Annotated in this window: 10 protein-coding genes; 2 read left to right on the forward strand and 8 right to left on the reverse strand. The window is 67.8% G+C overall.

From position 1 onward, the window contains the following. From AB4Z47_RS29945 to AB4Z47_RS29980, 8 genes are all read right to left on the reverse strand, one after another. The coding region (locus AB4Z47_RS29945; RefSeq protein WP_441955949.1) for an acetyl-coenzyme A synthetase N-terminal domain-containing protein at positions 1-279 on the reverse strand (279 nt) is incomplete at its 3' end. 50 nt (positions 280-329) lie between these two features. Next, the gene (locus tag AB4Z47_RS29950; RefSeq protein WP_441955966.1) at positions 330-1,958 is read right to left on the reverse strand and encodes a solute symporter family protein; all 1,629 of its coding nucleotides are present in this window, start codon (positions 1,956-1,958) and stop codon (positions 330-332) included. Positions 1,959-1,963: 5 nt separating this feature from the next. Next, complete coding sequence (locus tag AB4Z47_RS29955; RefSeq protein WP_441955951.1) at positions 1,964-2,320, reverse strand: DUF485 domain-containing protein; 357 nt, start codon at positions 2,318-2,320, stop codon at positions 1,964-1,966. A 188-nt stretch (positions 2,321-2,508) separates the two neighbouring features. After that, the gene (locus tag AB4Z47_RS29960) at positions 2,509-4,263 is read right to left on the reverse strand and encodes a sodium/solute symporter (RefSeq protein WP_441955953.1); all 1,755 of its coding nucleotides are present in this window, start codon (positions 4,261-4,263) and stop codon (positions 2,509-2,511) included. Between the two features lie 135 nt (positions 4,264-4,398). Then, positions 4,399-4,764, reverse strand: a complete 366-nt coding sequence (locus AB4Z47_RS29965) for a hypothetical protein (RefSeq protein WP_441955955.1) — start codon at positions 4,762-4,764, stop codon at positions 4,399-4,401. Then, positions 4,761-5,561 carry a LytR/AlgR family response regulator transcription factor gene (locus tag AB4Z47_RS29970; RefSeq protein WP_441955957.1) on the reverse strand — a complete coding sequence of 267 codons (801 nt, stop codon included), beginning with the start codon at positions 5,559-5,561 and terminating at the stop codon, positions 4,761-4,763. The genes AB4Z47_RS29965 and AB4Z47_RS29970 overlap by 4 nt, the downstream gene beginning before the upstream one ends. A 79-nt stretch (positions 5,562-5,640) precedes the next feature. Next, entirely contained in the window at positions 5,641-6,840 is a 1,200-nt protein-coding gene (locus AB4Z47_RS29975; protein WP_441955959.1) for a sensor histidine kinase, read from the reverse strand. 143 nt (positions 6,841-6,983) lie between these two features. Then, positions 6,984-7,424 carry a hypothetical protein gene (locus tag AB4Z47_RS29980; RefSeq protein WP_441955961.1) on the reverse strand — a complete coding sequence of 147 codons (441 nt, stop codon included), beginning with the start codon at positions 7,422-7,424 and terminating at the stop codon, positions 6,984-6,986. 119 nt (positions 7,425-7,543) lie between these two features. Here AB4Z47_RS29980 and AB4Z47_RS29985 point away from each other — a divergent pair, with 119 nt between their 5' ends. Further along, positions 7,544-7,807, forward strand: coding sequence for a hypothetical protein (locus AB4Z47_RS29985; RefSeq protein WP_441955963.1), 264 nt, complete (start codon positions 7,544-7,546; stop codon positions 7,805-7,807). Positions 7,808-7,854: 47 nt separating this feature from the next. Further along, the gene (dnaE, locus tag AB4Z47_RS29990; protein WP_441955964.1) at positions 7,855-11,403 is read left to right on the forward strand and encodes a DNA polymerase III subunit alpha; all 3,549 of its coding nucleotides are present in this window, start codon (positions 7,855-7,857) and stop codon (positions 11,401-11,403) included. Positions 11,404-11,686: the final 283 nt, after the last annotated feature.

The raw sequence follows: 11,686 nt of genomic DNA on the forward strand, positions 1-11,686 counted from the left end.
TGTCTGTCCGTCCAGGACGTGCCGGTCCACGCAGTTGTAGGCGACGTTGAGCGTGCCACCGACGAACCACCTCGCCACCGGCGCGGCACTCCAGTCCAGCACCTGGTCGAACGATCGATACCAGTGCAGCCGATCGGCCTGCTCGCCCCAGAAGTCCAGCCGATCGGCTCGAGCCTGGTCGTACCACGTCGCGTCGGCGTTCGCGTCGGCGGCGAAGTCCGCGCTGGGCGGGTACGCGGCGTGGGCAGTGTCGCGGTCATCGGTGGTAGCGCGGGTCACACGAAGCTCCTAACGAAAAATTAAGGGGGACAAGGGACACTGGACAATGATCAATGCACCACCGCCTTCTCGGCGCCCACGCCGGTAAGCGAGCGGACCTCCATCTCGGCGGCCTTGCCCGAGGCCTCGGACCTGCCTCCGACGAAAGTCCCGACGATGCCGAGCAGGAACGCGAGCGGGATGGAGACGATTCCCGGGTTCGACAGCGGGAACCAGTCGAAATCCGACCCGGGCAGCATCGAGGACTTGGTGCCGGAGACCGCGGGGGAGAACACGATCAGCACGATGGTGGAGAGGAGGCCGCCATACATGCTCCACAGTGCGCCGGTGGTGTTGAACCGCCGCCAGAACAGCGAGTACAGAATGGTCGGCAGGTTCGCGGACGCGGCAACCGCGAACGCGAGCGCCACCAGGAAGGCCACGTTCTGCCCGTTGGCGAGGATGCCGAGGGCGATGGCCAGTACGCCGATCACCACGGCGGTGATCCGTGAGACCCGAACCTGTTCGCGCTCACCGGCTTTGCCTCGCTTGATGACGTTGGCGTAGATGTCATGGGCGAACGACGCCGACGCGGTGATGGTCAAGCCCGCGACCACCGCGAGGATGGTGGCGAAGGCGACCGCGGAGATCACGCCGAGCAGCACGACGCCGCCGAGTTCGAATGCCAGCAGCGGCGCCGCCGAATTCTGCCCGCCCGCGGCGGCCAGGATGCGGTCCGGGCCGACGATCGCGGCCGCTCCGTAGCCGAGTACCAGGGTGAACAGGTAGAACGCGCCGATCAGTGCGATCGCCCACACTACTGACCGGCGCGCCTCCTTGGCGGTGGGCACGGTGTAGAACCGCATCAGCACATGCGGCAGGCCCGCCGTGCCCAGCACCAGCGCCAGCCCGAGCGAGACGAAGTTGAGCTTCGAGGTCTCGCTGCCGCCGTACTGCGCTCCCGGCGCGAGCACGTCGCGGGCGGCGACACCCTTGTTCGTCGAGCCGGACACCGCGTCCTGCGCGGAGCCGAGGATGTCGGAGAAGTTGAATCCGAACTTGGCGAACACCATCACCGTCATCAGCGCGGCGCCGATGATCAGCAGCACTGCCTTGATGATCTGCACCCACGTGGTGCCCTTCATGCCGCCGACCAGCACGTATACGATCATCAGAAGGCCGACTACGGCGATCACGACGGATTGCCCGGTCTTGTCGGAGATGTCCAGCAACAGCGCGACCAGCCCGCCCGCGCCCGCCATCTGAGCGAGCAGATAGAACAGCGATACCGCTAGCGTGGACAGTGCGGCCGCGGTGCGCACCGGGCCCTCCTTCAGCCGGAAGCTCAGCACGTCCGCCATGGTGAATTTGCCGGTGTTCCTGAGCATCTCGGCGACGAGCAACAGAGCGACCAGCCATGCGACCAGGAAACCGATGGAGTAGAGGAACCCGTCGTAGCCGTAGACCGCGATGGCGCCGGCGATCCCGAGAAAACTTGCCGCCGAGAGGTAGTCGCCCGCGATGGCGATGCCGTTCTGCGGTCCGGAGAAGCCGCGCCCTCCGGTGAAGTAGTCGGCGGCCGTGGCGTTGTTGCGGCTGGCCCGGATCACCACGACCATGGTGATCGCGACGAAGGCGGCGAAGATAGCGATATTGGCGACCGGGTTGCCGACCGTCGCCGCAGCCGCGTAGATGTGCACGGTGCTCACGCCCGATCCCCCTCGAGGTAGTCCCGGATGGCTGCCGCGCGCGGATCCAGTTCCCGATTGGCGAACCGAACGTACAGCGCGGTGATGGCAAAGGTGGACACGAATTGGCCGAGCCCGAGCAGCAATCCGACGTTGATGTCGCCGACCACCGCGTGGGACATCAGGTCGTGCGCGTAGGCGCCGAGCAGCACGTAGCCGAGGTACCAGAGCAGGAACAGCGCGGTCATCGGAAACACGAAGCGGCGCAGGCGCGTTCGCAGTTCTTGGAACTGGGGACTGGCCTGGACTTCGGCGAAGGCTGCTGCGCCCGGCGCCCGCCGCGCGGCGGTGTCGTCGAGATCGATACTGGTCATAATGGTCCTAGCGTGTGACATGGCTTACGTCGTCAGGACGGTAGCCAGCCGCTCCCATGGACCGGAATATGTGGTGTGAATCACTCCATGAAGGTGGCTGAATCTGCGGTGAGCGGTCGATGCGGCGCGACGAACGGTTCCAGCGCGGGCCGTGTTCGACGGCTGTCTGGAAGGGGCACCGCGGTCGGTCAGTCGGAGCGCAGGCCGCGCTCGCGGTCGGCGCCCATTCCCAGGCGCTCCGGCGCGTGCATCCGGACGAAGATATGGCCGACGCTTCTGCTGCCGAGCCCGCGGGTGAACTTGCTGACCAGCACCATGATGGCGAACGCGGCAGGAACGCTGATCGCCGCAGGGTAGCCGAGCATCGCTGCGGGCCATCCGTCCGCCACCTCGTCCGACAGCCCGCCGGTGACCGAGACGACCGTCGCCGCGCCCGCCGCGAGACCACCCGCGACGAGACCGGCGGCCGCGCCCATCGCGGTCAGCCCGCGCCACCAGATACCGAGCACCAGCAGCGGGCACAGTGTCGATGCGGCCACCGCGAAGGCCAGGCCGACGGTGCGCGACAGATCCAGCGATACGACGGTCAGCGACAGCATGAGCGGCACCGCGCCGGCGACCAGCGCCGCCGTGCGGAAGTCGCGAATCCGCCCGCGCAGCATGTCGGTGCTGAGCACGCCCGCGATGCTTACCAGCAGTCCCGACGAGGTGGACAGGAACGCCGCGATCGCACCTGCCGCCACCAGCGCCGCGAGCAGTTGTCCCGGTAGCCCGCCCAGTACCGACCCCGGCAGCAACACCACCGCGGCGTCGGAGGTCCCGGTGATCAGTAGCTGCGGCACGTACAGCCGCGCGAATACGCCCAGCAGCACCGGAAACAGGTAGAACAGGCCGACCAGGCCGATCACCGCGAGCGCTGTCGCGCGGGCGGCCCTTCCGTCGGGGTTGGTGTAGAAGCGCACCAGCACATGTGGCAGCCCTATGGTGCCGAGGAAGGTGGCGAGGATCAGCGAGTACACCTGATAGGTCGGATGCGGCCCGCCGAGGCCGCCGCCCGGTGCCAGCCAGCCCGCGCCGTCCACGGGAGCGCCCGCGACGACCGGCACCGCGGCGCCCGCGTCCAGTACCAGCCGCGTGCCTCCCGCCAGCTCGTGCTCACCAGCCGTCAGCTGGACCGGACCGTCGACCGTGTGGTCGTCGAGGGTGCCCGTGATCGAAACCTGCTGCGGCGCACCGACCTGCACCACCACGTCGGTGGTCACGTCGACCACGGTGCGTTCGGCCACCACAGGTGGGGCGGGCGCGCCGAGCGCATGGTCCTCGACAAAGAAGTGCCCGAGCAGCACCAGCGCCGGAATCGCCACCGCGGTCAGCTTCAACCAGTACTGGAAAGCCTGGACCAGCGTGATCGACCGCATCCCGCCCCCCACCACGTTCGCGATCACGATCACGCCTACCGCCGCCGCGCCCACCCAATCCGGGACGCCGAGCACAAAGTGCAGCGTCAATCCCGCCCCCTGGAACTGCGGAATCAAATACACGGCGCACACCAGCACGACGACGGTCGCGGCCAGCCTGCGCAAGCGCAGTGAGCCCAAGCGGAATTCGGCGAAGTCGGGCACCGTGTACGCGCCCGAGCGCCGCAGCGGGGCCGCGACGAACAGCAGCAGCGCGAGATATCCGGCGGTGAAGCCCACCGGGTACCACAGCCCATCCGCGCCATACTTCGCAATCAACCCGGCGACACCGAGGAACGAAGCGGCCGAAAGATATTCGCCGGAAATCGCGGCGGCGTTCCACCGCGATCCCACGCTGCGCGAGGCGACCAGGAAGTCGGAGGTGGTGCGCGCGAGGCGTACTCCGTACGCGCCGATCGCGACCGTGGCCAGCGCGGCGAGCACCAATGCGGCCACCGTCAGCGCGGGGGCAGGGCCGGCGGTCACGCCGAACCCCGGCGCAACGTGGCCCGCGCCGAAACGGACTCGTGGATCCGGGCAGATTTCGTGCCGGCGAGGCCGCGGAGGTATCCCGTGGTTCGCTTCGGCGGTATCGCGCGGACGATTCGGTACGAGCGCATGTCAATCCTCGGCCAGCTCCAGGAAGTCCTGTTCATTGCGCTCGGCTTGGCGCACATACGATCGGCCGATCAGAAACAGCAGCGGATACACGGCGCCGCCGAGCAGCAGCCACGGCAACCGCACCCCCAGCACCACCACCGATCCGACCGGGCCGATCTGGAACAACACGGGTAGCGCGCACAACACGGCGACCGTCACCAGGCCGAGCCGCAGTGCGAGCCCGAGCTGTGCGCGGATCAGGCCACCGATGAGCGCTTCGCCGATCCCGGTCTGCTCGGCCACCTCCACCCTGGTGCGTACCCGCCGCGCTCCGCGCCGCTGCGACAGCACTACCCGCTGCCGCACCGGACGCTGCGGCCCGGTCACTGGTTGCCCCACCGTTGCCGTGGGTCGTGCACCAGCCGCTGTTTCAACTCACGCACCTGCCTGCGGCTGACCGGCAATTCGACCGCCGCCGCGTGGCCCTCGGCGCGCAGGCACACCACCGTCCCGCTGCCGACCGTACGCATCCCGGTCACCAGCCGCAGCGCGACCAGATACGACCGGTGCACCCGGAGAAACCCAGCGTTCTGCCATCGGGATTCCAACGCCGACAACGGAATCCGCACCAGATGGGAGCCGCCACTGGTGTGCAGCCGCGCGTAGTCCCCGTCCGCCTCCACCCAGCTCACGGTCGAGCGCGGCACCAGTGTGGTCACCCCGCCCAGCTCGACGGGTATGACCTCGCTCGGATCGGCCTGCGCTTCCCCGATGGGGTGGTGGTGTGACGCGCTGCGCGTCACGGCGATCCGCCGTACCGCTGCGGCGAGCCGCGCCTCGCGTAGCGGCTTGAGTAGATAGTCCACGGCGCCGAGGTCGAATGCCGCGATCGCGCGATCGTCGTGCGCGGTCACGAACACCACCGCGGGCGGATTCGCGAACTCCGACAGGATCCCGGCCAGCTCCATACCGTCGAGCCCCGGCATATTGATATCCAGGAACACGGCGTCGACCGTATGCGCCCGCAGCACCCGCAGCGCGCTCGTCGCGTCGCCCGCCGCGTGGATCTCGCCGATCTCGTATCGCGCGCGCAGCAGGTACACCAGCTCGTCCAGAGCGGGTTTTTCATCGTCCACGGCGAGCACGCGCAGCGCGCCCGTCGAGTTACCGGTCGCGCGGGTCACAATCGGTCCATCGTATGCGCTGGGTTTCCGGCCGTGGCTCGGGTATCACGATCCATCGCTTCCTGGGGGCGCGCCGGACTCATGCCCGGATGCCCGCGCGGAATTTGGGGACGCGGAGGCTGACCTTCGTGCCCGCACCAGGCGCGGTTTCGACGACCAGGCCGTAGTCGTTGCCGAACGCCGCGCGCAGCCGGTCATCGACGTTGGCCAGCCCGACGTGCGCGGACTCGCCGGACCCTGCCGCGCCCGTCGCGGCGTCCGCGGCGTCGAGCGCGCCGGAGCGCAGCAGGTCCGGGTCCATGCCGACGCCATCGTCCTCGACGCTGATCACACAGTCGGTGCCGGCGTCGGCGGCGACGATGCTGACCGTGCCCCCGCCCTGCGCCGTAGCGGCCAGCCCGTGCCGCACCGCGTTCTCCACCAGCGGCTGCAGCGCGAGGAAGGGTAGGACGACGCCGAGCACCTCCGGAGCGATCCGCAGCCGCACCTCGAGCGAGTCGCCGAAGCGGGCCCGCTCGAGTGCCAGGTACCGCTCGATATTGCGCAGTTCGTCGGCCAACACGGTGAATTCGCCAGCGGCGCGGAAGGAGTACCTGGTGAAGTCGGCGAACTCGAGGATCAGCTCGCGGGCCCGCGCCGGGTCGGTGCGGACGAACGAAGCGATGGTGTTCAGCGCGTTGTAGATGAAATGTGGGCTGATCTGGGCGCGCAGTGCGCGCACCTCGGCGCGGTCGAGCCGGGCCCGCGACGCGTCCAGCTCGGCCAATTCGAGCTGGCCGCAGGCATACCGCGCCACCTCGGCGACCGCGCCGAGCCAGCCGGGACCGGGTTGTCCGCTGGTCACCACGCCGAGCACCCCGGCCGCCCCGGTGGACTCGATCAGCAGCGGCTGCGCGATCAGGGTACGTCCGGCGTGCTCGCCGCGCCCTGGTCCGGCTATGAGCACCGGCCGTTCGCCGGCGACGGCTCGCTCGGCGGCTTCGGTGAAGTACTCCGCCAGCTCGGCGTGCGGTCCTTCCCAGGCCAGCAGTGTGCCGTCGGCGTCGGCCATGGCGAGTGCCTCGGCGCCGGTGAGTGCGCGTAGATGTGGCGCAGCCTCGTGCGCCGATTCCCTCGTGAGCCCGCGCCGCAGCGGGACCGCCGCGAGTGACGCGGTGTGCAGCGCCGAATGCACCGCCCGCTCGGCGGGCGTCGTCACCACCCGGTGGGTTCGCAGCCAGATCAGCAGCGCACCGGCGATCAGCGCCGCGGCGACAGCGACGGCGAGCGCGGTGGTCATCGCGGGCACTGGCGGGGGGAGTCCATGCGCTGATTATCGCGGTAGCGAACCCGTCCGCGGGGCGGTGTCGGGTTCCGCCGCACGAAGCGGGCGGCGGAACCCGGACCCCGCCGACGACGCGGACGCGGTTCGGTATGGACTGGCTAGCCCTGGTAGGGCGGCACGGTGAACTCGACTGTGCCCAGCTCGGGCAGGTGTCCCGCGCCGATGGTGACGGTCGCGGTGAACCGGCCGGAGCCGGGCGCGAACAGCGCGGAGTGCCCGCTGTTGCCCCAGTATCCCGGCCCCTGCGCAGTCACGGCGTACACGCCCGTGGTACCGGTGTCGAGGTTGCGCCAGTTCAGCGTGATCGGCAGGGTGCACGGCCCGACGCCGAACAATGTCGAGCTCACGGTGAACGCAGCTTGGTTCGGGTAGGCGTTGCCGTTGACCGAGGCGTCGACCTGCCCCACACACGGTCCCTGGGCGAGGGTATAGACAGTGGCGAACTTGCCCTCCGGGGCCGCCGCGGCGGGCGCGGCGGCCGCGAGCAGGGCCGCGAAGGCCGTGGCGGAAACGGTGAGCAGTGCTTTCGTCGAATTCATGGACACCTCCACAAGTTTGGGGGGACATCAGTCTCTGTCGTGCCATGCGTCCATCCCCGCACAACGCGCCCGATACCGTCGCCGGGGAGGGAGACCGAGCCTACAGTCGTGCTACGACCATGGCCGGGTCCGCCGGAACTCCCAGCGATCCGCGCGGACTGCCGCCGACCGGAGTGGTCGACGTGCAGGTGGCGGTGCTCGACAACGATCGGTCCGGCCGGGAATTCCTCCGGCGCAAGTCCGCCCGGACAACCCGACACTCGCGGAAATCAGCCGCTCACACGGCGAGTCGGCAGGACGCGCCGGTGATCTTCACCACCGACACGCCGGGCGTCCGCGATGCGCCAGCGAGCCTGGACGAACCAGTCGGTGGCGACCCCTAGAATCGGTCCAGCCAACCCCCGTCGAGACCTTGGGAGGAAGGACCGTCTTGGCCGCCTCGTCCGGATCGTTCGTTCACCTGCACAACCACACCGAGTACTCCATGCTCGATGGCGCGGCCAAGATCTCCCCGCTGTTCACCGAGGCGAAACGGCTGGGCATGACCGCGGTCGGCATGACCGACCACGGCAACATGTACGGGGCGTCGGAGTTCTACAACTCCGCCAAGAAGCACGACGTCAAACCGATCATCGGCATCGAGGCCTACATCGCGCCCGGCTCCCGGTTCGACACCAAGCGAGTGCAGTGGGGTGACCCGAGCCAGAAGGGCGACGACGTCTCGGGTTCGGGCGCCTATACCCACATGACCATGGTCGCCGAGACCGCGACCGGCCTGCGCAACCTGTTCACCCTGTCCTCCCTGGCCTCCATCGAGGGTCAGCTCGGCAAGTGGGCGCGCATGGACGAGGAGATCATCGCCCAGTACGCCGAAGGCATCATCGCGACGACGGGCTGCCCGTCCGGCGAGGTGCAGACCCGCCTTCGCCTCGGCCACGAGCGCGAGGCGCTGGAGGCCGCGGCCAAGTGGCAGGAGATCTTCGGCAAGGACAACTTCTTCCTGGAGGTGATGGACCACGGTCTGTCCATCGAGCGCCGGGTTCGCGAGGGACTGCTGAACATCGGCAAGCAGCTCGGCATCCGCCCGCTGGCCACGAACGACTGCCACTATGTCACCAAGGATCAGTCCAGCAACCACGAGGCGCTGCTGTGTGTGCAGACCGGCAAGACGCTCTCGGACCCGACCAGGTTCAAGTTCGACGGTGACGGCTACTACCTGAAATCCGCCGAGGAGATGCGCGCGCTCTGGGACGCCGACGTGCCCGGCGCGTGCGACAGCACGGTGCTGATCGGCGAGCGGGTCCAGTCCTACGACGATGTATGGGCCTTCAAGGACCGCATGCCGGTTTTCCCCGTTCCCGAGGGCGAGGACCAGGATTCCTGGCTGCGCAAAGAGGTCGACCGCGGCTTGGCGCGTCGCTTCCCCGACGGGGTGCCCGAGGAGTACTACAGCCGCGCCTATTTCGAGCTCGACGTCATCAAGCAGAAGGGCTTCCCGGCCTACTTCCTCGTCGTGGGCGACCTCGTCGCGCACGCGAAGGAGGTAGGCATCCGGGTCGGCCCCGGCCGTGGTTCGGCGGCCGGCTCGCTGGTGGCCTACGCGCTGGGCATCACCAATATCGACCCGCTGCCGCACGGCCTGCTGTTCGAGCGGTTCCTGAATCCGGAGCGCCCGTCCGCGCCCGATATCGATATCGACTTCGACGATCGCCGCCGCGGTGAGATGGTCCGTTACGCCACCGAGAAGTGGGGCACGGACCGGGTTGCCCAGGTGATCACGTTCGGCACGATTAAAACCAAGGCCGCGATCAAGGACTCCGCGCGCGTCCAGTTCGGCCAGCCCGGCTTCGCCATCGCCGACCAGATCTCCAAGGCGCTGCCGCCGCCGATCATGGCCAAGGACATCCCGCTCTCGGGCATCATGGACCCCGACCACGAGCGGTACAAGGAAGCCGCCGAGGTCCGCGAGCTCATCGGCAACAACCCGGATGTCGCCAAGATCTACGAGACCGCGCGCGGGCTGGAGGGCCTGATCCGTAACGCGGGCGTGCACGCCTGCGCGGTGATCATGTCCTCCGAGCCGCTGATGGATGCCATCCCGGTGTGGAAGCGCCCGCAGGACGGGGCGATCATCACCGGCTGGGACTACCCGTCCTGCGAGGCCATCGGCCTGCTGAAGATGGACTTCCTCGGCCTGCGCAACCTCACCGTGATCGGTGACGCGCTGGACAACATCAAGGCCAACCGCGGTATCGATCTCGACATGGACAACCTGCCGCTGGACGACCCGGCGACCTACGAATTGCTTTCGCGCGGTGACACTCTCGGCGTTTTCCAGCTCGACGGCGGTCCCATGCGAGATTTGCTGCGCCGGATGCAGCCCACCGGCTTCAACGACATTGTCGCCGTGCTCGCGCTGTACCGCCCCGGTCCGATGGGCATGAACGCGCACAACGACTACGCCGACCGTAAGAACGGGCGTCAGCCGATCAAACCGATCCATCCGGAGCTGGAGAAGCCGCTGGAGGACATCCTCGCCGAGACCTACGGTCTGATCGTCTACCAAGAGCAGATCATGTTCATCGCACAGAAGGTCGCCTCCTACTCGATGGGCAAGGCCGACGCGCTGCGCAAGGCGATGGGTAAGAAGAAGCTCGAGGTCCTCGAAGCCGAGTACAAGGGTTTCCACGAGGGCATGACCGCGAACGGATTCTCCGAGGCTGCGGTGAAGGCGCTGTGGGACACCATTCTTCCGTTCGCCGGTTACGCGTTCAACAAGTCGCACGCCGCGGGCTACGGCCTCGTCTCGTTCTGGACCGCATACCTGAAGGCCAACTACCCGGCTGAGTACATGGCGGGCCTGCTCACCTCTGTCGGTGACGATAAGGACAAGGCCGCGGTCTACCTCTCGGACTGCCGCCGCCTCGGCATCACCGTGCTGCCGCCGGACGTCAACGAATCCGAGCAGAACTTCGCCTCCGTCGGCAAAGACATCCGCTTCGGCCTCGGCGCGGTGCGCAATGTCGGTGCGAACGTCGTTGCCTCGATCATCCAGGCGCGCAAGGACAAGTCGAAGTTCACCGACTTCTCCGACTACCTGAACAAGATCGACGCGATCGCGGCGAGCAAGAAGGTCACCGAATCTCTCATCAAGGCGGGCGGTTTCGACTCGCTCGGGCACCCGCGCAAGGGCCTGCTGCTGATCCACTCCGACGCCATCGACGCCGTCATGGCCACCAAGAAGGCTGAGGCGATCGGTCAGTTCGACCTGTTCGGCGGTATGGACGCGGACGAGTCGGTGACCTCGGTGTTCAACGTGAAGGTGCCCGACGAGGAGTGGGAATCGAAGCACCGGCTCGCGCTGGAGCGGGAGATGCTCGGGCTGTATGTGTCCGGGCATCCGCTCAACGGCATCGAGCATGTGCTCGCGGCACAGGCGGATACACAGATCCCCGCCATTCTGGAAGGCGACATCAAGGACGGCACCCAAGTGACCATCGGCGGCATCCTCGCCTCGGTGAACCGTCGCATCAACAAAAACGGCTTGGCCTGGGCCTCCGCGCAGCTGGAGGACCTCACCGGTGGCATCGAGGTGCTGTTCTTCCCGCAGTCCTACTCGGTGTACGGCATGGATGTGGTCGAGGACGCGGTGGTGCTGGTGAAGGCCCGCGTCTCGGTCCGCGACGATCGGATCTCGTTGATCGCCAACGATCTCGCCGTCCCCGACCTGTCCGCCATCGGCGTCGCCAAGCCGCTCGCAGTGACCATTCCGACCCGCATGTGCACGCCGGACAAGGTCGGCGCGCTCAAGCGGGTGCTGACCAGCCACCCGGGCACCTCGGATGTGCACCTGCGCCTCGTCGGCGCGGGTGACAGGACCACGTTGCTGAAACTCGATGACAAACTGCGGGTTTCGCCGTCATCGGCACTGATGGGTGACCTGAAGGCGCTGCTGGGGCCCAGCTGCCTCACCGCCTGAGGCAGCATCGCACAGACCGGATCGGGTCTGCGTCCACCGGAACTTCCGGGGGTGCGGACCCGAGCTTTGTGTGACGGGCTGGACCTATCTCGACGACAAGCCTGCCCCCTCGACCACGCGGCATCGGGGCTATGGAAGGCTAGTGTGTCGGTCCCGAAATTTTCGCCATATATTTCGCTAGGGAGTCGAGGATTTCCTCGGCTGTTTTGCGCCAGACGAAGGGTTTGGGGTTCTCGTTCCAGTTGGTGATCCAGGCGCGGACGTCTTTCTCCAGCGCGGCAAC

The organism is Nocardia sp. 2TAF39 (assembly GCF_052114905.1).
Classification (GTDB): domain Bacteria; phylum Actinomycetota; class Actinomycetes; order Mycobacteriales; family Mycobacteriaceae; genus Nocardia.

Excerpts from the sequence above, each read along its gene's own strand:
- AB4Z47_RS29955 (WP_441955951.1), bottom strand. The coding sequence starts at position 2,320 with ATGACCAGTATCGATCTCGACGACACCGCCGCGCGGCGGGCGCCGGGC.
- AB4Z47_RS29975 (WP_441955959.1), bottom strand. The coding sequence starts at position 6,840 with ATGACCACCGCGCTCGCCGTCGCTGTCGCCGCGGCGCTGATCGCCGGT.
- AB4Z47_RS29980 (WP_441955961.1), bottom strand. The coding sequence starts at position 7,424 with ATGAATTCGACGAAAGCACTGCTCACCGTTTCCGCCACGGCCTTCGCG.
- AB4Z47_RS29985 (WP_441955963.1), top strand. The coding sequence starts at position 7,544 with ATGGCCGGGTCCGCCGGAACTCCCAGCGATCCGCGCGGACTGCCGCCG.